This is a genomic window from Methanoculleus sp. UBA208 (assembly GCF_002498065.1).
GTDB lineage: Archaea > Halobacteriota > Methanomicrobia > Methanomicrobiales > Methanoculleaceae > Methanoculleus.
The window spans coordinates 1-22,827 of sequence record NZ_DAFZ01000023.1 but is presented as its reverse complement, the minus strand read 5'-3'; the positions used below and the strand labels follow the sequence as shown (position 1 = coordinate 22,827).

At 57.5% G+C, this 22,827-nt stretch carries 20 protein-coding genes; 6 read left to right on the top strand and 14 right to left on the bottom strand.

The window, feature by feature from the left end; translation table 11 throughout:
• Window positions 1-98 precede the first annotated feature (98 nt).
• The 6 genes from BRA62_RS01780 to BRA62_RS01755 form a co-directional block, all read right to left on the bottom strand.
• The gene (locus BRA62_RS01780) at window positions 99-638 is read right to left on the bottom strand and encodes an LURP-one-related/scramblase family protein (protein ID WP_292364381.1); all 540 of its coding nucleotides are present in this window, start codon (window positions 636-638) and stop codon (window positions 99-101) included.
• A gap of 25 nt (window positions 639-663) precedes the next feature.
• A complete protein-coding gene (locus BRA62_RS01775; RefSeq protein ID WP_292364380.1) occupies window positions 664-3,012 on the bottom strand; it encodes an arylsulfatase in 2,349 nt (782 codons plus the stop codon).
• 101 nt (window positions 3,013-3,113) lie between these two features.
• Window positions 3,114-4,415, bottom strand: coding sequence for an anaerobic sulfatase maturase (locus BRA62_RS01770; protein WP_292364379.1), 1,302 nt, complete (start codon window positions 4,413-4,415; stop codon window positions 3,114-3,116).
• A 215-nt stretch (window positions 4,416-4,630) separates the two neighbouring features.
• Window positions 4,631-5,185 carry an HdeD family acid-resistance protein gene (locus tag BRA62_RS01765; RefSeq protein WP_292364378.1) on the bottom strand — a complete coding sequence of 185 codons (555 nt, stop codon included), beginning with the start codon at window positions 5,183-5,185 and terminating at the stop codon, window positions 4,631-4,633.
• A 75-nt stretch (window positions 5,186-5,260) separates the two neighbouring features.
• Window positions 5,261-6,223 carry a sensor histidine kinase gene (locus BRA62_RS01760; RefSeq protein ID WP_292364376.1) on the bottom strand — a complete coding sequence of 321 codons (963 nt, stop codon included), beginning with the start codon at window positions 6,221-6,223 and terminating at the stop codon, window positions 5,261-5,263.
• A 383-nt stretch (window positions 6,224-6,606) separates the two neighbouring features.
• Window positions 6,607-7,272: a dihydrofolate reductase family protein gene (locus BRA62_RS01755; protein WP_292364375.1), complete on the bottom strand. Its 666-nt coding sequence runs from the start codon at window positions 7,270-7,272 to the stop codon at window positions 6,607-6,609.
• A gap of 137 nt (window positions 7,273-7,409) precedes the next feature.
• Here BRA62_RS01755 and BRA62_RS01750 point away from each other — a divergent pair, with 137 nt between their 5' ends.
• Together BRA62_RS01750 and BRA62_RS01745 are read left to right on the top strand one after the other, a co-directional pair.
• Window positions 7,410-8,615, top strand: a complete 1,206-nt coding sequence (locus BRA62_RS01750; RefSeq protein WP_292364373.1) for a deoxyguanosinetriphosphate triphosphohydrolase family protein — start codon at window positions 7,410-7,412, stop codon at window positions 8,613-8,615.
• A gap of 132 nt (window positions 8,616-8,747) precedes the next feature.
• Window positions 8,748-9,089 (top strand): hypothetical protein, encoded by a 342-nt coding sequence (locus tag BRA62_RS01745; RefSeq protein ID WP_292364372.1) that lies wholly within the window; start codon window positions 8,748-8,750, stop codon window positions 9,087-9,089.
• A 63-nt stretch (window positions 9,090-9,152) separates the two neighbouring features.
• Here the strand turns inward: BRA62_RS01745 and BRA62_RS01740 are convergent, their stop codons facing one another.
• The 6 genes from BRA62_RS01740 to BRA62_RS01715 all read right to left on the bottom strand — a co-directional run bounded on the left by BRA62_RS01740 (window position 9,153) and on the right by BRA62_RS01715 (window position 18,638).
• Window positions 9,153-9,827 carry a hypothetical protein gene (locus BRA62_RS01740; RefSeq protein ID WP_292364371.1) on the bottom strand — a complete coding sequence of 225 codons (675 nt, stop codon included), beginning with the start codon at window positions 9,825-9,827 and terminating at the stop codon, window positions 9,153-9,155.
• Window positions 9,828-9,875: 48 nt separating this feature from the next.
• The gene (locus BRA62_RS01735) at window positions 9,876-11,990 is read right to left on the bottom strand and encodes an AIPR family protein (protein WP_292364369.1); all 2,115 of its coding nucleotides are present in this window, start codon (window positions 11,988-11,990) and stop codon (window positions 9,876-9,878) included.
• Window positions 11,983-13,005 (bottom strand): PD-(D/E)XK motif protein, encoded by a 1,023-nt coding sequence (locus BRA62_RS01730; protein WP_292364368.1) that lies wholly within the window; start codon window positions 13,003-13,005, stop codon window positions 11,983-11,985. Before BRA62_RS01730 ends, BRA62_RS01735 begins: the two co-directional genes overlap by 8 nt.
• Entirely contained in the window at window positions 12,998-15,775 is a 2,778-nt protein-coding gene (locus BRA62_RS01725) for a Z1 domain-containing protein (protein WP_292364367.1), read from the bottom strand. Before BRA62_RS01725 ends, BRA62_RS01730 begins: the two co-directional genes overlap by 8 nt.
• On the bottom strand, window positions 15,775-17,280 hold the full coding sequence (locus BRA62_RS01720) for an ATP-binding protein (RefSeq protein ID WP_292364365.1): 1,506 nt from the start codon (window positions 17,278-17,280) through the stop codon (window positions 15,775-15,777). The genes BRA62_RS01725 and BRA62_RS01720 overlap by 1 nt, the downstream gene beginning before the upstream one ends.
• 92 nt (window positions 17,281-17,372) lie before the next feature.
• The gene (locus BRA62_RS01715; RefSeq protein ID WP_292364364.1) at window positions 17,373-18,638 is read right to left on the bottom strand and encodes a DNA cytosine methyltransferase; all 1,266 of its coding nucleotides are present in this window, start codon (window positions 18,636-18,638) and stop codon (window positions 17,373-17,375) included.
• 163 nt (window positions 18,639-18,801) lie between these two features.
• On the opposite strand from BRA62_RS01715, the gene BRA62_RS01710 reads away from it, so the two are divergent.
• Entirely contained in the window at window positions 18,802-19,080 is a 279-nt protein-coding gene (locus tag BRA62_RS01710; protein WP_292364394.1) for a DUF3427 domain-containing protein, read from the top strand.
• A gap of 41 nt (window positions 19,081-19,121) precedes the next feature.
• Window positions 19,122-19,973, top strand: a complete 852-nt coding sequence (locus tag BRA62_RS01705; RefSeq protein WP_292364362.1) for a lipase family alpha/beta hydrolase — start codon at window positions 19,122-19,124, stop codon at window positions 19,971-19,973.
• Here the strand turns inward: BRA62_RS01705 and BRA62_RS01700 are convergent.
• Window positions 19,959-20,249 carry a hypothetical protein gene (locus tag BRA62_RS01700; protein ID WP_292364361.1) on the bottom strand — a complete coding sequence of 97 codons (291 nt, stop codon included), beginning with the start codon at window positions 20,247-20,249 and terminating at the stop codon, window positions 19,959-19,961. The genes BRA62_RS01705 and BRA62_RS01700 overlap by 15 nt on opposite strands.
• A gap of 242 nt (window positions 20,250-20,491) precedes the next feature.
• Here BRA62_RS01700 and BRA62_RS01695 point away from each other — a divergent pair, with 242 nt between their 5' ends.
• Window positions 20,492-21,061 (top strand): hypothetical protein, encoded by a 570-nt coding sequence (locus BRA62_RS01695; protein ID WP_292364360.1) that lies wholly within the window; start codon window positions 20,492-20,494, stop codon window positions 21,059-21,061.
• Between the two features lie 60 nt (window positions 21,062-21,121).
• A complete protein-coding gene (locus tag BRA62_RS01690) occupies window positions 21,122-21,913 on the top strand; it encodes a 4Fe-4S binding protein (protein ID WP_292364358.1) in 792 nt (263 codons plus the stop codon).
• A gap of 21 nt (window positions 21,914-21,934) precedes the next feature.
• Here the strand turns inward: BRA62_RS01690 and BRA62_RS01685 are convergent, their stop codons facing one another.
• Complete coding sequence (locus BRA62_RS01685; RefSeq protein WP_292364357.1) at window positions 21,935-22,624, bottom strand: mechanosensitive ion channel family protein; 690 nt, start codon at window positions 22,622-22,624, stop codon at window positions 21,935-21,937.
• Between the last annotated feature and the right edge of the window lie 203 nt (window positions 22,625-22,827).

The following is a 22,827-nucleotide window of genomic DNA, read 5'->3' as shown; positions in this document are numbered from 1 at the left end:
TAAGAGGCCTGCCTACCCATGCCTCTCCGGCACTTCAGTGGTGAGCCATCTCTACGGATCCGCTGATTGCCCTCGCTCTGCCCTTCTCCCATAGCGGCCTAATCGTGCGCCATCTGGTCGATCGCCGCCGTAACGGCGAGGACGAGTGCGTCGTCGTGTCCCGGCTCCACCTCCACGCCGTAGGTGTCCCGGACCCGGAACCACTTCTTCGAGACCTCGGCAACCCGCTCCCGTCGCCCGGCCTCGATCCGGTACTCGTGGTCGAGGATGTTGCCCTGCACGTCCCAGTCCCCCTCTCCGGGGATGCTGACCGTCCACCGGTCCCGGAGCGGTGTTATCAGGGCCTTCCCGATCGTGGCTGCCGTCCCGCCGCCACCCCGCTCGATCTCCATGGTATCCTTGATGCGGAGCATCCGCTCCTGGATCCTATAGAGATCCTGCCCTTCCTTGCTCTGGATGATCAGGGTGTTCCTGACGCGGAGCGCTTTCCCGTCCACCTTGAACGCCCGCTCTCCCGCCGCGTCCTCGATCCAGTAGTCGTCCCCGATGGAGACGAGTTTTTCGCGCATCCTGTACCGGTGTGCGCCGCCCGCCTCTTCGCGACCCTGCAGACCGCCTTCCGCTCTTCTTCCCCTCATCTTCTCCACCTCACAGAAAGGCCCGTCACTCCCGGGCCATCATCGCGGCTGCCTCTTTCTCGAGGTGAGCGTACGGTTCCCCGGTGACGTCCACCATGATCTTATGAACCGTCCCGGTGAACGCCCACGGCCGCTCGCCGGGATAGTCGTCGGTCACGGCATCGCCCGGGTTCTGTCCGACGGAAAGCCCCTTTCCCGCGAGATCGAAGTACGCGGGCTGGGTCTTGATCCGTCCCTCGCCCACTTTCTGGTCGTTGATGTAGATCGCGAGCGTCCCGTGTGCGGTGCCCGCCGGCTCCTCGCTCTCCCTGGTGAAGGCAACGGAGAGCGTGGCCCTGCCGGCAGGAATCTCGGCGTCCGAGGCGATCACCTGCTCGGCACCGACGAAGTTGTAGACGTACCGGGGCCGGTTATCTTTGACGTAGAGTGCATGCCCCCCGAACCTGCTCCCCATGGTGAAGAGGACTCCTTCTGCACCGCCATCCGGTATCTCGACGTCGGCGGCGATGGTGTAGGACCGGTTACGGATATTCACCGCCACGCCTTCGGGGACCGGGGCTGTGTTCGGGTAGTAGACGAAGAGGTTGCGCTGCGGCGCGGGCTGGGGCCGGGGTGAGGTCAGAACTTCCGGTGCAGTGCGGTCTTCGAGCGGCAGCCCCTGGTACTTACCGGCCTCGTGCCACCAGAGCGCAATCATCTCGAGGAGTTTGCGCGGCTGCTGGTCGGCCAGGTTGCGGGTCTCCGAGCGATCATCCTCGATATGGTAGAGCTCCCAGGTGTCCTCGGTGAAGTGGCCCCATCCGGCGATGGTCGGATGGGTGGTGACCGCCTTCCAGCCGTCGTGCCAGATGCCGCGGGAACCGAGCATCGAGTAGAACTGGGTATGCCGCTGTGTGGGAGCATCACCCTTCTCGAACGTATAACGCATGCTGGTGCCCTCGACGGGCCACTGGGTGTACCCCTTCACGGTATCGGGCATCGGGATGCCGATGCATTCCAGGATGGTGGGTGCGACGTCGATGGCATGGTGGTACTGGTGGCGTTTCTCCCCTTTTGCCTGAATCCCCCGCGGCCAGTGGAATATGCAGGCGTCCGCGATGCCGCCGGCGTAGCAGTAGCGCTTCCACATCTTGAACGGGGTGTTGAAAGCCATCGCCCACCCGGAGCTGTAGTGGTTGTAGGTCTTTTCGCTCCCGAGGTCGTCGATCAGCTGTAGGTTTTCTTCGAGAGAATCCGGGATGCCGTTGAAGAATTTGTTCTCGTTGACCGAGCCGTTCGGCCCGCCCTCGGCGCTGGCGCCGTTGTCGGAGACGAGCACGATCAGGGTGTTGTCGAGTTCGCCGCTCTCTTCGAGGAAGTTGATGACCCGGCCGATCTGGGCGTCGGTGTGGGAGAGGAACCCGGCGTAGACCTCCGCCATCCGGGCAAAAAGTCTCTTCTCCGCATCGGAGAGTGAGTCCCAGGGCCTGACGCTGTCCAGTTCCGGGTACGGCTTCCCTTCGGGACCCGTTCTGGTCTCCGGTGTGCCGATCGGGTTGATCGGCGGCAGTTCCGTATCCTCCGGGACGATCCCCATCTGCTTCTGCCGTGCAAGCACCATCTCGCGGTAGCGCTCGTAGCCCATGTCGAACCTGCCCCGGTACTTCTCGATCCACTCCTTCGGAGCATGGTGCGGAGCGTGGGTGGCGCCGGGGCAGTAGTACATGAAGAAGGGTTTGTGCGGGTTGATCTGCTTCGCGTCCCGGATGAATGCGATCGCCGTATCGGTCAGGTCTTCGGTCAGGTGGTAGCCGTCTTCCGGCATCGTCGGCTGTTTGACCGGGTGATTGTCGTAGACCAGGGCAGGGTAGTACTGGTTCGTCTCGCCGCCCAGGAAACCGTAATACCGTTCGAATCCCCGGCCACCCGGCCAGTTTCGCTTGTTCGAGGCCAGGTGCATCTCTTCCTGCGGACAGAGGTGCCATTTGCCCAGCATGTAGGTGTTGTAGCCCTGCTCGACCAGCACCTCCGCGAGGGTGGCGCACTCGAACGGGATGTGGCCGTTCGAGTTCGGAAACCCGGTGGTCGCCTCGGCGATGCAGGCCATCCCGACGGTAGTATGGTTCCTGCCGGTCAGCAGGCATGCCCGGGTCGGCGAGCAGAGTGCTGTCGTGTGCCACTGCGTATACAAGAGGCCGTTTGCCGCCAGGCGGTCGATGTTCGGTGTTTCTACCAGCCCGCCGTAACAGGACATGGCCGAGAACCCGACATCGTCGAGGACGATCATCAGGACATTCGGGGCACCTTCGGGCGCTTTCGGTTCTTCATACGGTGTCCAGTCGGCAACCGAGTCCCGGACATCGACATTGATGAAACCCTTCCATTGTTCAGGCATACTTTCTCCCCCCTCATCTGAATCGGTGAGCAGGGTCCAACAAGGCCTCTTGCCATTTATATAATTGTCCTTGAATATTTTGGCGGCGGCCTGCCGCCCCGTTAACGGCTCATGCGCCCGCAGCATTTCTTGTACTTCAAACCGCTCCCGCAGGGACAGGGATCGTTCCGGCCGACCTTTGCCGGCACCTTCTCTCGTCCTCTCTTTGCGGCGGCGAGCATCGGCATAACCTCATCGGCGTTCCGCCCCTGCCGGAGAAGGTCGGCCATCATCCGCATCGGGCGGTCGGCGTGGGAGAAGAAGATACGATAGCCTTCGCAGAGGTAGTTTAAGCCCTCCTCCCCGTCCGGTGTCCTGACGTACCGGTTCTTCGGGCACTCCCCGTTGCAGATAGCGAGGAAGTCGCATTCCCGGCAGTACCGGGGAAGCGTATCGCGTTTGGCCGTTCCGAACGCCCGCTGTTTTTCGGAGTTTACGAGCTCGATCAGCGGTGTCGCGAGAATGTTGCCGAGAAGGTAGTCAGGTTCGACGAAGTGATCGCAGGAATAGACGTCTCCATTGTGCTCGAGTGCCACTCCAAGGCCACAGGTGGGCGCGAAGATGCAGGCCGTCCCCGCAATCCCGAGCCAGCCCGCGAGCGCCGCGTCGAAGTTCAGGACAAACATCCGGCCGACGTCGTTTTCAATCCACTCATCGAAGATCGCAACCAGAAACCGTCCCCATTGCTCCGGCCGGACGGATCGGCCGGTCACCGTATCCCCTTCCTGGAATCCCGTCGCGTTCTCCCGCTCCACGATGGGAATGAACTGGATATACTCCACAGAGAGTTCGTCGCGGAAGAATCGGTACACCTCCAGAGGGTGGTCGGCGTTAATACCGTTGACCGTGCAGAGGATGTTGAATTCGACCCGGTGCTTCTGGAGCAGACGGGCGGCTTTGAGAACCCGGTCGAACGTGCCGCGATCCTGCCTGTCTCTCCGGCAGGTGTCATGGAGTTCCCCCGGGCCGTCCATGGAGAGGCCGATCAGAAAGTTGTTGTCGTGGAAGAACCGGCACCATTCGTCATCGAGAAGAATGCCGTTTGTCTGGAACGTGTTCTCGATATGGGTTTTGGGCTTTGCGTATTTCTTCTGCACCTCAACAGAGCGCCGGAAGAACTCCAGTCCCATCAGGGTCGGCTCCCCTCCCTGCCAGGCAATCGTCACATGGGGCACGCGATGCCCTTCGATCGTCTGGCGGATGTACTCCTCCATCACCTCGTCGGTCATCCGGAAGTTGCTGTCCGGGTACAGGTGCTCCTTCTTTAAGAAGAAGCAGTAGGCACAGGCAAGATTGCACCGTGCGCCGGTCGGTTTTGCCATGATATGGAAGGCGGGGTGTGCCCCGCCGTCAGGCCCGTTCATCAAACAGCTCCGCTCTCATGCTAACGATCGGGATTACCGGGAACTCGATCCACCGTTCTCTCCTTGTTCGATTCATGGTCCCCGGCTTCAACCCTCCCTCGATACATAAAGATGCGGGTCCGCCCATCTGCCTCGATGTATTGCAGACGGTTCTCAAACAGGAAAAGAGGAGGGCAGCGCCTCCGTACCTAACCCCGGCCGTCCGGGTCGCCCCCTCATCCCGGCATCCGGAGAGCGAGGATGACGGCCGCGATTCCCCCGGCGACGGCAAGCACTGCGAGGAGCAGTACCAGGGCCAGCGCCGCGATGAACGGGTGCGCGATCAGGATGAGGCCGAAGATGATGCTTATGATGCCGAGGATCGTCGTTCCCCAGCCTTCGCCGGAGAATCCCTGCACCAGGTAGACCGCCCCGATGATGAGCCCCTCCACCCCGATGATGATGGCGTAGATCGTCGGGATGAGGACGGCGCTGTAGAGCGGATAGATGAGCACGATGACTCCTGCGAGGATACCGAGGATGCCGACCAGCATCTTCCAGCCCCATCCGGTCCTGTCCCGGGACAGGCTGATGAGCACGACGATACCGTTCGCCAGCCAGTAAACGCCGAGGACGGTGGCAAGGACCGTCAGCGTCGGGATGGGGTAGACAAAGAAGAGGACGCCGAAGAGGATCGCGATAATGCCGAGGAGCAGCACGAACCAGCGTGCCGAAGCCATAGCAGCGCCGGACTCAGGGGAGTCGGCACCGGATTCTACGTTATTAACCATAATAGCACCATGTGTGGTGTTAGCTGGCACTATAAATACGTATACGCTCCGGGTCGTAAGATCATGGCCTGCCCATCACCGTTCAGCCGTCTCCCGGAGCGTGAACAAAAACGCCGCCCCTTCCTCCGGACGGCCCGGCACCCGGTCTTCGACCCGGATCCGGCCGCCGTAGCGTTCGACCAGGATCCGGACCAGGTAGAGCCCGAGCCCTTCCCCGACCCCCCGCTGCTTCTGCTCGTAGCGGTGGAAGACCGCCTGCTTGTCCGCATCCGGGATGCCGGGCCCGGTGTCCTCGACGGATACCAGCACCTCGCCGTCCCGCTCCTCGACCCGGATGGCGATCTCGACCCCGGGCCCGCCGTACCTGGCGGCGTTGCCGATGAGGTTTGAAAAGACCTCGCTGAGGAGGTCGTCCGCGCACACCCGGCGGGAAGATCCGTCGTACCGGATGCGGGTATCGGGAAACTGCTCGATCTCCCTCCGGACCACCGCATCGAGGTCCACCTCCTTAAGCCCGGAGGTGGCCTGGTGAATCCGGCGGATGGTGGAGACGTTCCCCAGGATCTCGATGCTCTTATGGATGCTGCGCTTCAGTTTCTCCGCGTAGCCGGCCGGTTCTCCTTCCAGGGTCTCGGCGAGCATCTCGGCATACAGGTTCGAGACGTTCTCGGTATTCCGGATATCGTGCGTCAGGATGTCGAGATACAGGCTTGTTTCCCGGTGTGAATCCTCCAGTTGCCGGTGGAGCCGGGCGAGCTCGTCGGTGCTGCGCCGGAGTTCCTCCTCCGCTCTTCTGCGTTCGCGCACTTCGGCCGTCATCGCCTTGAGAAGATTCTGCTGGTTGCGGAATACGAAGAACGCGGCGGATACGGCAAGCAGGGTGGTGAACGCGACGGTGGTGATGTGCGTCTCCATGATGGAGATATTCGGGTAAAAGAACGTCTTCGCGAGCTGGAATGCGCTCATCAGGAGAAGCGTGATTGCCGCGACTTTTCCGAGCGCAAGAAGCATGCTGACGGACCTGGATTTCTCGTTCAAGGCTATCCCTCGTAAAAAAGATGTATCTCCCTGAGTGCCGTGCGATAGCGCCGGCATGACATAACTACTGGCGGTGGCGTGTGCGCGGACATGGTTCGCGGAAGACGGAGCCTTCTCGTCATCTTTCAGCAGGTGAGGTGGGATCCGGACAGCCCCTGATACTTGCAGGGCTTGCAAAGTGGTAGTACTTTCTTTTACGATAAAGCAATCCCGCACCATCTGTATGGCACGTGCCGGAGAGCGCGGCGATGCCGCCTGAATGCCCGGGAGTTCCCTCCTGGGGGGTCGTTGCAGTCCCGCGCCCATCACGGGCAACCGTATACCGGAAAAGGGATGGGAGGGGCCGAACGATCTCCTCTTGCCCGGGTGCCGGATCGCCCCTCTCACCTCTTCACTGCGTAGACGAGGTGGACCGTGTCCTGCTCCATCTGCACGGCTTTCCGGAGTTCGAGCGCAGTCCGTCCCCCGGCCCGGTCGAAGAGCTTCTTCTCTCCCTCGCCGACGATGACCGGATGGACGATCAGGCTGATCGTATCCGCGATTCCCTCCCGGATCAGGACGTCGTTCAAGTCGGGGCCGGAATCGGAGACCACCCGCGAGATCCCGAGCCGCTCCCCGAGTTCCCGTATGGCCGCTTTGAGGTCAACCCGGCTCCTGCCGCACCGGATGAACGGGTACTCCCGCTCGCGGAGGTAGTCGAGGTAGTCCTCCGGCGTCGCCTCCGAGACGAGGATGACGACGTCTTTCGTATGCTCCATGTTCCGGTAGAAGTGGAGCAGACCTTTCAGCACGCCTCTGCTGTCGACGATGACGCAGACAGGGCGGGGATCGTCCGGCCGGACCCCGGGCCGGTGCCGGTCCGCCTCCGTCTCGGGCTCGCTGATATCCATGAACAACTCGATTCCGGACTTTGCCGTGGCCGAACCCGCAAGCACCGCCCCCGGCTCGAGGGCCAGGAGCGCGCCGTAGTGCAGCCCGAGATCGACCTCGAAACCCCTTACCGCGTGGTCGAGGCTCACGCTGTTGTGGATGATGACTTCCGGGTCCATGCCGGGAGATTACGAACGCCCGGGATATAGCACGCATGGATCCGTCCCGGCCGGAAGAGAAAACCCTATCCCCTCTCCCGCCCGAGAACTCTTTACCGGAAGGTCTCGGGGCAGGAGACCGTCCCGGAGGGCGCCCGATGGAGATCCCGCAGAGTACCTTTGACCGGATGGCCGAAAGCATGGCCGAACGTGAGTCGCTCCTCTCGCCCCGGGCGACCCGGAACGCCGATTACCTCAGGCGGTCCGGCCGTAAGCGCGAGGAGCCGGTGATCCGGCCGCCGTTCTTCCGGGACGCCGACCGGATCGTCCACTCGAAGGCCTACGCCCGCTACATCGACAAGACCCAGGTCTTCTACCTGGTCGAGAACGACCACATCACCCACCGCGTCCTCCACGTCCAGCTCGCGTCAAAGATCGCAAGGACGATTGGAAGAGCCCTCGGCCTGAACGAGGATCTCATCGAGGCGATCGCCCTCGGCCACGACATCGGCCACGTGCCCTACGGCCATCTCGGGGAGAAGTTCCTCGACGAGCTCTGCACCGAACACGGTATCGGGGGGTTCCGGCACAACGTCCAGAGCGTCCGGTTCCTCGACGTCGTCGAGGACTGCGACCTCACGCTGCAGGTGCTGGACGGGATCCTCTGCCACAACGGCGAAGTCCACGACCGGAGCCTCACGGTCGAGGGCGAGGCCGACTGGGACTCGTTTGCGGAGAAACTGCAGAGGATCGAGGCCGGGGGCGACGCGCTCCCTCTCACCGCCGAGGGGTGCGTCGTCAGGTGTGCCGACAGCATCTCCTACCTCGGCCGCGACCTTGCGGACGCCCTCGAGGTCGAGGTTATCGGGGACGACGATCTCGCGGACTTCCCGGAGAACTGCATGGACCTCTTCGGGGTTACCGGGAGGGGAAAGGAGGACTTCCGGGAGGTCAACCAAAGAGTGCTCGATATCCTGATCAGGGACATCATCGCCGTGAGCTACGATGCCGACTGCATCGCCTTCTCAGAGGAGGCGTCGGCGTGCGTCGCGGCTTTCAAAGAGTTCAACATGGACCACATCTACGGGAACAGAAAACTCCTGAGAAACGAAGGGAAGATCCGGTTCATGTTCCGGTACCTCTTCGAGCACATTCTTGAGGACATCGAGGAGGGGCGCAAGGACTCGCCGGTTTATCAAGATCTCATCGATACGTCGTGGGCATCCCGGGGTTACATCGCTGCCGCGGCACCGGAGGAACGCGTAAGGGACTTCATTGCCGGGATGACCGATCGCTACTTCGAATGGGTCTTCCAGCAGTATGTTCTCCCGGCGAGGGTCCGGTCGAGGTACCGGGGGTGGTGAACCCCCGCACGGCTTCTGAAAGGGGCAACTCCCGTTATCACCCTGATCCGTTCATAAATACCACGTCAGGCCGATTGATCTAACCCGGAGGGTTATATACATTTATATGGCCATTCCGGTCAATGCATACTGATGAGCAAGCGGATCTTTATTCCCGGTCTGGCTGCGGCGCTCGTTCTGACAGCCGGTTGCATGGGACTTGGCGGCCCGAGCCCCAAGGTCGTGGAGGACTCCCTGACCAAGGACATCAGCCTCTCCAAAGGGCTTGTATATAGCGTGAACGCGGTGATACAGAACGACGGGGGCGACGGCGAAGTCACCGTGACGATGAAACTGATCGACGAGGAGAAAGGTTTTGTCCGTGACGAGGTCTCGGCGGTGGTCTCCATCCCCTCGGGGGAGACGAAGAAGGTCAGCCTCACGCTGGACGGGGATATCGGCAGGACGTACCGGCACAGTGTCGAGGTGAGTTAACCGCCACCTCCGGCGGAGGGATTTCTTCCCTCCCGGCATACAGATTCCAGGATGTTCTCGATGTTAATCTGCTGCATCCGCGGCAGACGACTGCAGTTCTCTATAGTATTTGCATTTAGCTCGTAATGGGCATTCCAGATGCAACGGATTTTTTGACCTGCAGATCGCTGCTGAAAAATCAAGGATTGCAAAGAGAAATTTTCCCGGTTCATCCACATCAAAAAGAATGTCCGCCAGTTCCAGTACCTCCTTCTTCCTTCGGATCTCACCCTTGAGTTGTAAGCCAAAAAATCTGTTTATAAATCGTGCTATATTTGCATCCACAACACGGTGAGGTTTCTTATAGCATACTGTGATAATCGCACCGGAGACATATTCCCCCACCCCGGGGATGGCCTGCAGTTGACTTTCGTCGTCCGGGAATATTCCCTGATAATGCTCGACAACATACTTTGCTGCCCCGATAAAGTGACCTGATCGCCAGTGCAGTCCAAGGTGCTCTGTAACTTCTTTTACATCTGAAGGGTCCGCTTCCGCAAGAGAGTAGACGTCAGGATATTTCTGTAGGAATTGGGTATAAACTGGAACAACCTGATCTGCCCGGGTTCTATGAAGCATGAATTCTGCAATCATTATTCGGTAAGGATCCCGGGTGCGACGCCACGGATAATCCCTGTAGTGCTTCTCGCCCCAGTGCAAAAGATCTGATTGGAGCACATTTTTCTTACCTGGCTTCATAGCTTATCTGCCACATTGAGGTTGCACGAGAACCACGGAAAAAAAATACTATGACTCAGCCCCTTCTTTCTGGCCCTTTTCCGCCAGTGTCTGCAGTATTTTCCCGGCCTGTACAATCTGTGCCTTCTTCGGTTTCATTCTTCTGCCGGACATCTTCTGCATCCGCCTGAGAAGAGCGATCTCCTCACGAGAAAAACACTCTGCTCCGGCAGCGTCTCGAATAATCTTCAGCCACTTCTGAGGAGTCAGTTTCTGGATAAACTGTTCATAGTCAATGGAATCCCCCTGCTGTGCAGACTCGTGCCGGGCTGTCATCCCGTCTAATTGCTCACTGCCGGAAGTCCCGGTTTCATCTGACCCACAACGGGCTCTGACATCACGTGTAAGTACGGTGTCTTCGTCGACCAGTTCCGGTTTTAATGTATCGGGAAGCAGGATATCCTTATTTAGCAGCGATTCCCAGCACTCCTCCTTCTTGCACCACTCAGTGATGTTCTTGCCTCCGGGAGGAGTCGTGATGTGTGCCTGCACTATCCGTGACAGAGCGACGATTGTATCTTCAAGAGCCGGTGAAAGCCCCTGCTCCTTCCAGATCCGCTCAAGGTCAATACGCTGACTTGTGAGCTTCGACAGAAGGGCAACCGTGTAAGTAACGATATTCGCCTTATAACCACCATATTTCAGGCCCAAGACGATCTTATCCGTGCGTCTGAAAAGAATTCCCTGTGCGATCAGGAGCCGGAAGTATTCGGCATCCGGAACAAACTCGCCCCGCTCCCTGTATCGGATAATGAAATCACGGTAATTCTTCTCCGCACCGAGACTGACGATATGAGGCAGCTGGTCCCAAGACTGTTCAAACTTCGCAAGATCTGTCTTGGTGAAACGCTGCCCGGTCGGGTTCTGCTCCCCGAAAACCCTCCTCTGCTTCGGGGTAATTTTTCGTGCTTTATCATCCTGATACTGTCCCCGCGCCCGCTCATAGTACCAGTGAGTTTCCCTCTGGCTCCCTCGTTTTGCCGGAGCCCATATCTGACGGGATAATTTCTGGATGGCAACGTGAAATGGATCGTTTGAGGTAAAATCAGCAGCATTTATTTTGTTCTGACTGTTGGCGCATTCAGAGATCTTCGGAACAATGTAGTCGACATCGTCTGGATTTTTCAGAACGGTCAGTTTAACCTGAACGTAAACTCCTGAGATATCCTTCTTGTCCTTTGTCCGGGTGTGGTAGATCGATGCGGTTGTCTGTCCTCCGTTCACAATCTGAAAGTCACGGATCCGGCGGATCCCCGGCATGCCACTGTCTGTATCCACCAGCTCGACCTCTTCAGCCGTTGCAGATATGCCGTTGTTGTATGCCAAGAACATATGCGGATTGTTGAGAATCGTCTCACGGATCCCTTTGTTGACATTTCCCCTCATCTGGAGATATGCCCGGACGTTCCGCTCCAGAAGCCGGGGACCGAACATTCCGTAGAGATCCGCAAGAACGTCTGCCGGAATGATACAGAGATATGTAGTGTACACAGGGTTTTCTTCCGGCATCGGAAGGCACAGAAGAGGTTTCCCAAACTCGCGGGTCAAATCAATCTCGATCGGTTCCGGCCGGCTCTCCGAGCTCACCAGCCGGTGAAGTCGCTGGATATCCCAGACATGGCTGGAGATCCGGTATGAACCACAGTCCTCATCCTCAATGGCATCAATGCTGGCAATGCCATCGGTCAGAACGAACAGCCGGACAAGGGTCAGCCTGTCCCGGAGCTGGTATATGCGGTCGGCAAGGTCAAAGGCCGGCGAGGATTCTTCAAGGTTCGCATATTCACGCTGGACCGCCCGTTCAAAGAATGTTCTGAGTCGTTTCAGCTGCTGCTGGAGGTCCCCCTTCGCAACGCGGACCGGCGGACATTCACCGGTATAATGCGAAACAAACAGATCAAGACCCTCATTATCATTGAAAAATGCATACCCGTTTACTTTGATACCCCGGGCCTGATGCGAGCAGATTTCACGGTCATCTATCTCGCCTGCATCGGCAAGATACCCCAGCATCAGATCTGTGAACTGCTCTTCAGAGAACACCCCGGCATCCACGTCCCGGGAACCAACAATAATATCCTGATGAAAATTCTCCGCAAACTGCTCAAGATCCGTATCACTCATGCCTGGACCTCACAATCTCTGCCCGGAAATTCCCGTCGTCCACGATGAAAGGGGCACAGGCAGCGAGACTCACTGAATACTGAACGTCCCCCACCCCGTTAACAAGAGCCTGCTCGGTTATCCGGGGGAAACCTTCCCGGACGTGGAATGTCTGCATGGTCCGGTCTGCGTAACCTGTACCCTCGTACCTTCCCCGGTGCTCATCCAGATAGCCTGCGAGAATCAAAAGATCCTCGAAATGTCTGGATACATCAGGATCGTTCGACAAATCATTGCGTATTCTGTCAATAATCCCTGGCAGTGTTTCGCCACCGTCATGCACCTCCCGGAGTGAAAGATGATACAGATACAGCGCATCCAGACCGGTGTCATCAAGCTGCTGTTCGCTTGCGACCGACACATTCTGATGCTGCTTGGCAATGCTGGTCTTCACCTCGATGGCAATCCCGGAGATCTGGAAATCCTGCTGGACTTTTCGGGGTCCCGTCCATGCCGGAACAGCCTGCGCGACCCCGACAGCAGGCATAAGGTAGTCATGGAGGAATCTGAGTTCACCATACAAACCCCGTTGAGCGGCGGGGCTCAATCCCTCTGCTCCGTACCGGTCGAGGAACTGCTGCCACATCGTCAGCCTCTGGAGAAGGGCATGGATCATTGCCTTTTCTGAAGGTTCATGGGAGCAGGAGGATGCAACATCTCCCGTAAGCCGGGAGAAGATATCCTGATACCGGCGATCGCTCAGGACTAGCTGGATCGTTGCATGGTGCCTCCGGTCTTCCGGAAGAACAGTCTGCCTGATCTCAAAACCTTTTGAACGTGGAAGTGACAACTGATTGATCACATTCTCACGCTCAATCCGGATCAGGAGCATCCGGATGTTCTCTGGAACCTGCACCCCGAGAAGGAAGTCGAACGCCGAGTCCTGAAGGATTCGCAGCGAGAGGATTCCCTCCTGGGTAGCGTATTCGGCGTGCTGTTCCAGTTCTGCCCATATACCATCGAAGTTTTCAGTCACCAAACTCCTGCTCCCAGTAGGTATTATTTACTATATACTCCACCTCGTCGTCCCTCGCACTTCTGGGAATACTGAATGCAAGCCCCATAACTGGCATTTCAACCCCCGGTGGATTGTGATCGAGGGGATAGATCAGAAGCAACCCCCTCTCCGTCGGTCTGACTCTCCGGATATATCGACCACTCGGGAACTCTGGTTCTTTCTCTGACCTAGATCTTCGTGCAGGATCTGCTCGCATCTCCCGAAGAGCTTCAGCAATCTGCTCCTGAGTGAGGTCGATAAATTCATGCTTGGGATCAATGATGTGCATTTTCTTCAGTGCATATTTCGAATCAGACGTATTTTCACCAGGTGTACGGATGGTCAGGCCAATCTCGTGACCTCCGATGGTGTATGTCTGGGCTGCTGTACTACTGTTGTTAATCAGGGCAACAGTCCAGTGTGTAAGTTCGCCCCGGGATAGCCGCTTCTGCATATATGCTTTCAGGAGATCTGGGTTTGCCGTTCTGGACTCTTCGTGCACTATATACCTGTCCAAAAGATTGAGAATTTCCTGCGTCGGCACACTATTCCAGAGCATATGCCGTCCTGACGAAGCATTGGGTGAAGGACTGCCTAAATCCCGGATAAACTGATCGATCACATTCAGATTATTCCGGAGAATAACTGGATTCTTATCAAAGAAAACGGTTTCAATAAGGGAATCACCAAACGACACTCTCATTACTGTACCGGTCCGCATCTTGTTCACGGCGGTGATCCGCAACCCTTCCGGATGTGTCCTGACTCGGAGACCGTAATCGGCCGGAGTGGCATTCAGGCTTGCCATATAGTCAAGTTCAGTGCGCAACTCTTCGGATGCAAGGCTGATATGCCGATACCACCTGACCAACTCTGGGGACGTGTAGAGCCGGCAGAGATCAATGTAGCCCGGCCGGAAACCGAACCACCGACCCATCTGCATCAGCGTATCGTACATTCGTGATGCCCGCAGATAGTAACTGACGCTGAGTCCTTCCAGTGTCAGCCCTCGGGAGAGTTTTTCCCCGCCGATTGCAATAACATTCAGTCCGTCAGGATGCTCGCCATAATCCAGCAAATCACGTGCCGTCCCGTTGATCTGTCTGACGTCGATCCGGGCTGCAGCGGGCAGCAGCTCCGTCCGTACATCCTCCCAGGTCATTTCAGTAATCAGCGGATCCTCAATCTGGTGCAGAACAGAGCGTGTCGTCGGGACGTAATCCGATTCCCAGAGTCTCTCCATCTCGCGGTATATATCCCCGGGAGACTGCGAATCACCGGCATACTCCAACTGGCGGCGCACGAAGAGCAGTTCGTCACGGACCAGTCTGTATATTTCTCCCTGAACATTAGTATACCGAGTTACATGGATCAGCATTGAGTTATGGTTTTTCCGGGTATCGCGGACCTTACGGGCAGCACAGGAAATAACAAAGGATTTTATTGCTCTTTTTAAAGATCCAGGTAGTTCGTCAGGTGCGTGTTCACTTTCATGATTGTCGGGGATGAACTGCTCATAATCATCAATTTCCCTAATAATCGGGAGATCATTCTGATTTTCCGTGTCATCATCATTGTTACAAAAGGCGCCGAAAAGCTGTGACGGCCCTATATAGTTCGGTGGTGGCGGGAGATTAATGATAAAATCACGTGGGAAGAGATCTTCACCGTAGATCCTGTGCTCTCCCTCCGGATGGATAAAAATGTTGGCAAACGGTGTCGCGGTATAACCCACGTACGCGCTCTTCTCAAAGTGACTGAGAAGAGAGCGGATTTGACCGTTTATCGCAGTGACGTCATAATCATCAGGCATCACCCCCTCTTCATTTTGGGTGATCCGCCTCGTATTTATCGAGGCATTATCCGCTTCATCATCAATAACCAGAAGCGGGATTTCATGCACGATCCTTCTCCCGGTTTCGGGGTCATTTTCCCCTCTGATACTGACAGCCCAGTTGATAAGATTTTCTAGGACGGATTTCTGCTTTTTGACGACCAGCAACACCGGGTCGTGACCTCCTGACATGACTCCGGCCTGGGATGCAACTGTCCGGTTGAAATCACCTTTATCCGCACTGCTGGTCAGCGAGTGAACTGTGATTAAATTTTCTCCTACAAGATTTCCAACACCAATCCGGAGGTTTGTCTGATCAAAAGCGCGGTTCAGCCGGGTGTCGAAACCGAGGAAACCTTCGTCAAGGCGCAGCTGCGTCTGGCTTCGCAGACTCTTATGCATGCCAGCAAGAACGACAATGAGTTTGTATCCTGCGTCGGCTGCCTTACAGATAAGACCTGTATAATTCGCCGTCTTCCCGGACTGAACGTGTCCGACCACCATACCCCGACAGTCCCACGCTCCCTCTCTCTGCGGATCTTCAAGCCGCTCCAGCACACGATCTGTGAGCTCATCCAGTTTCATGACACTCTGTTCAGAGAATCCTTTCTTTTCCATCAGATAGCGATCGTACCGTTTCCGGAATTTCCATTCAATCTGATTTTTTTTATCCGGGAGCCAGGCAATGTGGTTCCGGGGCGCATCCAGACAGGCAGCCTGCCCCCGCCAGGTTGCACATCGGGACTCGATCTCCCGGATCAGCCGATCACAATCCACAGGATCAGTATTCCCTTCCGCCTCAAGCATTCTAATAACCAGATCCACATTATTCCGGATTTTTTCAGAGGTCGGATTCGGGTCCCCTCCAAGCATGAGAAGGACGATCCTAACTGCCTTGTCATAAGCATCTGTCATTAACTTTCCTCCATTGATTCGAGAAAAACTGCTACATGCTCTGGATAATCACAGAATGGTTCCATCCGGATAATTCGCTCTCTGATATCAGCAATGGATTCCCCTGATTGTCTCATAGATAACCAGATCTCATTCATCACTGCACGAAGTTCTCCCGATGGACAGCCTTCGAAGGGACGGCGAAGCCTGTCAGGGTTTTCCGTGTTATTTACGATAATCGTCGGGACCGGGACGGTCTCCTCAACAAGCCTCAGCATCGCCTCGATATTCTTCCTGTTGCCACCGGAATTCTCAAGGACGGCCGCAACAAGGGGGTGGCTGCGGTTGACGGTATAGAAGTACGTGCCATTCCTGACATTCGTATCCCACGGGAATACATAATCCTCGGCAGTTTGGCGCTCAATAACCTTCCCCCGGTGCCGGTAAACTGCCGTAGCACGCTCGATTGTCAGACGGGCAATACGTTTGAAATCGTCCCTGAGGTGAGCGGGAGGGCGGGCGACGGATTTTCTGACATCAATCTTCCAGTCTTCGTCCATTGAGTTAGGGATATCCACGAGAATCCGGGCAAGTTTGGTATGGGTCTCCTTCCTGAAACCGAGACCGAGCCAATCACCGGCGACGATAAGGCGGTTGTTGCGGTAAATATAGAATCCCTGGCGCAAATTCCAGCCACCTGGCCCGCCCGCGGTCTCATATGCCCTGTCATTTAACTTTGCCCGGTAGGGAAGGACAAACGGACGGATGGTTATCTTTTGCCCTGAATGGTAAAGGGGTTCTTCTGGAAGGAGCTGTGTCGAGGGATGATTTCTTAGGAATGGATCCCACGGGGAAAGCGGGCGGTTATTGATAAAGATTTTCAGGGTGTTTTGATTTTCAAGGAACCGGTGAAATACCATGCTTAAATGACTTTTAACCGTGTCAATATGCTCATAGAACAGGTTTTCACGCCGGTGATCATCCTTCTCAGCACCTCCAACCAGACGATCAATCTGTTCCCACAGAACAACTGTGCCGTTTGTTCCAGTTTCAAGGACTGAAAAGGCGTCGCCATTATCGCGGGGATCTACCTTCTTTAATCGCCACTCTCCGCACTGGTTTACATAATCGAGATCCCAGATTCGCATAGCCGGTTCATGTCCGACTGCTCTCGATCCGACAGAAAGCTTACGGCACTGAGAAAACGAGGCAGTCTTCAGACCGAGCCCGAACCGGCCGAGGTCACCGGGATCACGCTCTTCCAGAGGACTCCTGCTTCCAGGCCGCATGGCGTTAACCAGCTTGTCTTCGGTCATTCCACAGCCGTCGTCCATAATGGCAATGGTGGACTGCTCCCCACGCCAGGCAAACTGAATATGAATATTGCGGGCGCCTGCTGTGATACTGTTATCGACGATATCAGCGATGGATGCCTCAAGGCTGTAACCGAATGACCTTAATGATTCAATCAACGCCCCAGGATCGGGATTTACTACTTCAAAACCGCCTGGTATATCATAATCCATATTCAGTCATTCCTGATGGCGCTGTGCCGGGAAAGCAAGCTCACTTTATCGGAAATGACATGCAAAGAAGGTTAAAACTTTTGATTCTGATTTCAGGTTTTTTCGAGCAGGATCCTGATTTCCCGTGCAATCCCTGTGGCCATAAGCGGGGGGACTGCGTTTCCAATCTGGACATATTGTGCGGTCCTCGGGCCTTCGAAGAGATAATTATCAGGGAATGACTGGAGGCGGGCAGCTTCACGCACTGTAAGGGAGCGGGCCTGCCTGATGTCCGGATGGATAAAGTAGTGTCCGTCTTTAGACAGATGAGCAACAACGGCGTGGGACAGCCCATCACCATCGACCACTTTAAAACGATCCCGGAATGATGACTGGTTTTTATGTGTTTTCAGGTTCTCCGGTAACTCATTATATCGCAGACGTTTTTTACTGTTGTTCCACATCCGTATCGCGATTCTGTAAATCTCACGATCTCTGTCAATATGGCTCCGGGCAATGTGATGTCGGACATATTTCTGGCCATTGCGGATTTCGTACTTCCGGAGGTATTCACAGGGACGCACAGATCTATAACTCTGGGGGCCGTCGGTACCCGTTCCGGGTTCAAGCTCCGGAAGATCCCTCAGCACATTCCATACTCGATGCCGTGATTCATCACATCCGAATACCGGATATTCAGAGTTGCGGTCTTTTTTCCATCCAATACAGATGACACGCCTCCGATTCTGCAGGACCCCGAAATCCCGTGCATTCAGTATCTGCGGTTCAGCGTGGGTGTAATATCCAAGGTGATCGATCCTTCGGAGGAAATCCGAATATATTTCGCCATTTCTGGCACTGATAAGACCCGGGACATTTTCAAAGACGAATATCTCCGGCTCAAATTCATTGATGAACCGGAGGTAGTGAAGATACAGATGGTTTCGAGGATCGTTCCGCATACTTTCCGGGTCCCTGCCTCTTCCAATCAGAGAGTATGCCTGGCAGGGCGGACCCCCAATAATTACATCCACCCCGTCCCGATCAATTTCAGCAAGTCTTCCGTAGACCTGCTTTACGATCAGATCCTCGGTCGCGCGCGATAATTCACAACTTATGACCCCCGGATCTGGAATGTCGGCCGATGTACACTCTTCAAGAAATTCATCCCGGGTCATCTCTTGGTTATAGTAACGATAATAAATATTTGAATGCCCTTTTTCAACGAGGGCGTGATATAATGCCCGAGTTTCAAGTGTTCGTGCGGCATGGGTGTTCATCTCGATATGTGAAACGATGTTGAAGTCGTTCCGGAAAAAGCCCTCAGTGAGTCCGCCTGCACCTGCGAACATGTCAAGCACTACATACTGAGCTGCCATTGGAACTTTCACCTAATGCCCCTGATCGAAATGAAATTGAGCCTAACTGATGGGTTTGCCAGGACAAGAAATTATAGTTTCCTTTTTGTACTTAATGTCCCGCCGCGCGTGGGGCGAAAGTGGAGGGCGGATCATAGATGGTTAAAAATACAAGGACTACGCGATCAACGAGAACCTCTTCCACTGGCAGTCCCAGAGCACCACATCCGCGTCGTCACCGACCGGTCAGCGCTACATCAAGCACGAACAGCAGGGGAAAAAGATCCTCCTCTTCGTCCGCGAGTACAACAGGGTCGACGGCGTCACGCAACCGTATCTCTTCCTCGGGACTGCCCGGTACCTCTCCCACGAAGGGAGCCGACCGATGAGCATCACCTGGAAACTCGACCGACCGATGCCGCCGGGCTTCTTCCTGAAGGCAAACAAGATGGTGGTAGGATAACCGCCGCCGAAACCTACATCGCAGCTGGCATCGGATCATGAATGGATGAACCGCTGCTTGCCCGGAGGAGGCGTGCTACCATCCGGATGAACCACCGGTGTCCGGCCGTCCTGGTCCACGGGTGGCGGAGCCATCCCGGCATCTGGAACCGCCTCATTCCGGCGCTTTCCGGGGCTGAGGTGCCCTTCTGGAGGTTCGACCACACCGCAATGCAGGGTGCCGGGACGGAGACGATCGCCCTCGCTCTCCGGGACTATATCAATGAAAAGCGGGAGGAGACCGGGTACGGCGGCCCGGTCGACGTCGTCTGCCACTCGATGGGGACGTGCATCGCCCGGTACCTCCTCGAGGTCCTCGACGGCGATAAACGGGAGGAAGATGTCCGGCAGCTCGTCGGGATCGGCCCCCCGAACAACGGCTCGGCCATGGCCGAACTCTTCAACGACCCCGTTCGGGGTCCCGAAGTGATCCGGCGGCTTATCGGGGTGTTCGTGCCGCAGGACTACGACCCCCGGGAGGACACCATCGTCCAGGAGTTCCGGCCCGGGAGCCGGATCGTTGCGGCGCTCCGGGACGCCGGGACCCGCGACGACATCGCCTACCGGATCGTCCTCGCCGCGAACCTCACCGCGACCCCGGCGTTCTTCCCGGCCTTCGGCGGGAAAACCTGGGAGTTCGGCCCGGAAGGCGAGTGGCGGACGACATATGCCGGCGACGGCATCGTTCCCCACACCGACTCACTTCTCCCGGGAGCGGGGGTGGAGGTGCTCCCGGCGGACCCCGGGAACCTGGCCCGGCACCCGGAGCGTTACTGCCACATCATGCTGCCGAGAAACCCCGAGGTCGTCGCCCGCGTCACGGAGTACCTCTCGACCTCCTCACGTTCTCCGTAAGGCCTGCCGTGCGGACTCCGCCCAGGAGTCGATCGCCCGCTCAAGATCCTCCCCGGCCTTGCGTGCCGCCTGCTGGATATGTTCGTGCCCCTCGGGCGTCCCTAAGAGGTGGTGGCCCGCGTTCATAACATCGTTGACCGCTTTCCGGACCGATTGGGATGCCTCCTGCATACGTTCGTCGACGGTGGGGGAGGCCGGTGCCGGCTCCTCCTCCGGTGCAGGGGGGGGATTGGGGACCCACCGCCCCTGTTCAAAGCGACCTTCAGTCTCGCTCATAAACGTGGGTGTAGGTCTGCCCGGGATAAAAACCTGGCTCTTTTACATCGTCTCTCCTGCTGTCGGTCGGTCACCGCCCCGGTTCGCACCTGCGGCAGCAGGCACCGGCTCTCGACCCGCACCGGGAACAGAAAGCACAGTCACCAAACACCGGGTGCAGGTAGATTATTCATCTCCACCAGGGTTGCCCGGGACAGTCCCGGTGCGCAGGTTCATCTACCTCCGGGGTACACAGGAGAACAATGGTGAGGGTTGCTGCCGTCGAGGCATGCGGGCGGGCTCTCTCCCCGGGCACCTGCCGGTTCCGGATAGCGCGAGCCGCAGCATTCGTGCTCCTCTTTATCCTGGTGATCCCGCTCCTTCTCGGCCTTGCCTTCGGCGTGCCTCCGCCGGCGGTCCTCGCCCTCATCGGATCGACCCTTCTCCTTCAGGCAGCCGCGGCCGTCGTCGGCCTCTCGCTTGGCCTGCACCCTGCGGTCGTGCTGGTCTTCCTGACATCGGTGGCGGTCGCAGTCATGATCGGCATCCACGAGGTCTGCGACCTCTTCGCCGGGCGCTCCCGGATGGTTCAGGGGCTTCTCCGGAAGATCGACGAAAAGGCAGGGAATATCGATTACCTGAAACGTTACGGCGCCCTGATGCTCATCCCGATCATATGGATCCCCGGGATAGCCCTTTACGGAACCCCGGTCGTCGCCTGGGCCTTCCAGTACCCGCGGATCACCTCGCTCCTCTGCATGCTTGCCGGGTGGGCGATCGCGATCGTCGTGGTCATTGCAGCGGCAGTGGGGCTCGTCCGCCTGGCTTTCTGAGTCGGGGAGGGTCGCGAAGCAGGAAGATTTTTTCCCGCAGGACACAAGAGATCGATACCCATGAACAGCGACCTGAAGGCAGCCGTCCTCGAGCGGTGCCGGAAGATGGAGATCCCGCTCGTCGGGGTCGCGGGGACGGACCGGTGGGAGAACCCGCCTTTCCTACCCTGGATGCCGGAAGAGTTCTACCCGCAGTCGATCTTTCCGGAGGCCCGGTCGGTGATCGTCATCGGCCTCCCGGTCCACCTCCCGGTGCTCGAGACCTCTCCCTCCATCTACTACCACGAACTCTATAAGACCGTCAACACCCTGCTCGACCAGTACACCTACCGGCTCGCCTCCTTCCTCAACGACCGCGGCTACCTGTCGGTCTTCGTCCCCCGGGACGGCTACGGAAGCATCGAGGCGCTCCAGAAGAACCCCGTCGCCTTCTTCTCGCACCGTCACGCCGCCCTCCTCGCGGGGCTCGGGACCTTCGGCGTGAACAACACCCTCCTCACGCCGGAGTACGGCCCCCGGGTCAGGTTCGGCTCGGTCTTCACCGCCGCCGACCTCCCGCCCGACCCCCTGCTCACGGAAAACCTCTGCACCCGGTGCATGCTCTGCGTCAGCGCCTGTCCCGCGGGCGCGCTCGACGACCGGGACTACCCCGAGGGCCTCACCGACAGGGCGGCCTGCGCGCGAAACAGCGCCGAACTCGCCCGGCGCCACATCTCCCCCTGCGGGATCTGCATCAAAGTCTGCCCGGTGGGGGAGGACCGGCGGCACTACGGCCGCAGTCCCTCCTCAGGGGACCGGGATCAGCGCTACCGGCGTGCCAGGGAGCATGTCAGGAAATTCGGCGGGCTGTAAGCCCGCCTGCTGAAAAAAAGGTTATTCTTTTTTCACCTTGCCCATCAACCGGTCCATCATCTCCGGCGCCCGATCGCGGAGGCCGAGCCCGACGATGATGGCGATCGCCGCACCGAGGCCGAGTCCGACTCCCCAGGCGATCGGGACAACGAAGACGTAGATGATCGAGAGGTCGATCAAGAGCTGCTGGAGCGCGAGGATGGCGACGACGAAGTAGAGGAACGCCCGCAGCAGCATCGCGATCAGCCCGAAGCCCTGGATCTGCTGCACCTCCCCCATGTTCTGGAGCATGTCGATCAGCCAGTCGATCAGGATGAATCCGGCGACCAGGATGATGATGAATGCGACGATGTTCGGGATGTAGGCTACGATGGCCGCGACCGCCGCCGTCAGGGCCGGGATCTGCAGGACGCTGACCGCTGCGAGGATTGCGATGAGGTAGATGAACCAGCGGACGATGAGGTCGAAGAGGTGGCTTATGTTCATCGTGGATCGTTCGATCTGCTGTCCGACCGATGTCTTCCGGAGAGCGTCGTCGACGCCGATTCGGTCGAGGACTTCGGCAACTACTCTTCCAAGGATGCGCCCGAGGATCCAGCCGATGATGAGAATGACGATTGCTGCAATGAGGTTTGGCAGAAACAGAATGACATTACGGGCCAGTTCTTCAACCGGCTCAAACACCTGAGCCGAGAGGTCTCCATTTGTCACGGTATATCACCGGGGGAAGGATATGGTCCGTACTATATAAATCTTGATGTTCCCGCCACCCGGGGAGCGCGGGGAGACCGCTGCCGGGGGAGTGCGAACACGAGCGAACTTGAGCACTTCAACGTGCACCGGACAGGAACTTGAAAACCCGGAGAGTTTCGGGTTACGACTGGCCTAGTTTCGGGTTACGACTGGCCTGAGGG

Bases quoted from the DNA above. Each gene is read 5' to 3' on its own strand.
- BRA62_RS01780 (WP_292364381.1), bottom strand. From the start codon at position 638: ATGAGGGGAAGAAGAGCGGAAGGCGGTCTGCAGGGTCGCGAAGAGGCG.
- BRA62_RS01765 (WP_292364378.1), bottom strand. From the start codon at position 5,185: ATGGTTAATAACGTAGAATCCGGTGCCGACTCCCCTGAGTCCGGCGCT.
- BRA62_RS01705 (WP_292364362.1), top strand. From the start codon at position 19,122: ATGGATGAACCGCTGCTTGCCCGGAGGAGGCGTGCTACCATCCGGATG.
- BRA62_RS01695 (WP_292364360.1), top strand. From the start codon at position 20,492: ATGGTGAGGGTTGCTGCCGTCGAGGCATGCGGGCGGGCTCTCTCCCCG.
- BRA62_RS01690 (WP_292364358.1), top strand. From the start codon at position 21,122: ATGAACAGCGACCTGAAGGCAGCCGTCCTCGAGCGGTGCCGGAAGATG.
- BRA62_RS01770 (WP_292364379.1), bottom strand. From the start codon at position 4,415: ATGAACGGGCCTGACGGCGGGGCACACCCCGCCTTCCATATCATGGCA.
- BRA62_RS01755 (WP_292364375.1), bottom strand. From the start codon at position 7,272: ATGGACCCGGAAGTCATCATCCACAACAGCGTGAGCCTCGACCACGCG.
- BRA62_RS01775 (WP_292364380.1), bottom strand. From the start codon at position 3,012: ATGCCTGAACAATGGAAGGGTTTCATCAATGTCGATGTCCGGGACTCG.
- BRA62_RS01740 (WP_292364371.1), bottom strand. From the start codon at position 9,827: ATGAAGCCAGGTAAGAAAAATGTGCTCCAATCAGATCTTTTGCACTGG.
- BRA62_RS01700 (WP_292364361.1), bottom strand. From the start codon at position 20,249: ATGAGCGAGACTGAAGGTCGCTTTGAACAGGGGCGGTGGGTCCCCAAT.
- BRA62_RS01745 (WP_292364372.1), top strand. From the start codon at position 8,748: ATGAGCAAGCGGATCTTTATTCCCGGTCTGGCTGCGGCGCTCGTTCTG.
- BRA62_RS01715 (WP_292364364.1), bottom strand. From the start codon at position 18,638: ATGGCAGCTCAGTATGTAGTGCTTGACATGTTCGCAGGTGCAGGCGGA.
- BRA62_RS01725 (WP_292364367.1), bottom strand. From the start codon at position 15,775: ATGACAGATGCTTATGACAAGGCAGTTAGGATCGTCCTTCTCATGCTT.
- BRA62_RS01750 (WP_292364373.1), top strand. From the start codon at position 7,410: ATGGAGATCCCGCAGAGTACCTTTGACCGGATGGCCGAAAGCATGGCC.
- BRA62_RS01720 (WP_292364365.1), bottom strand. From the start codon at position 17,280: ATGGATTATGATATACCAGGCGGTTTTGAAGTAGTAAATCCCGATCCT.
- BRA62_RS01735 (WP_292364369.1), bottom strand. From the start codon at position 11,990: ATGAGTGATACGGATCTTGAGCAGTTTGCGGAGAATTTTCATCAGGAT.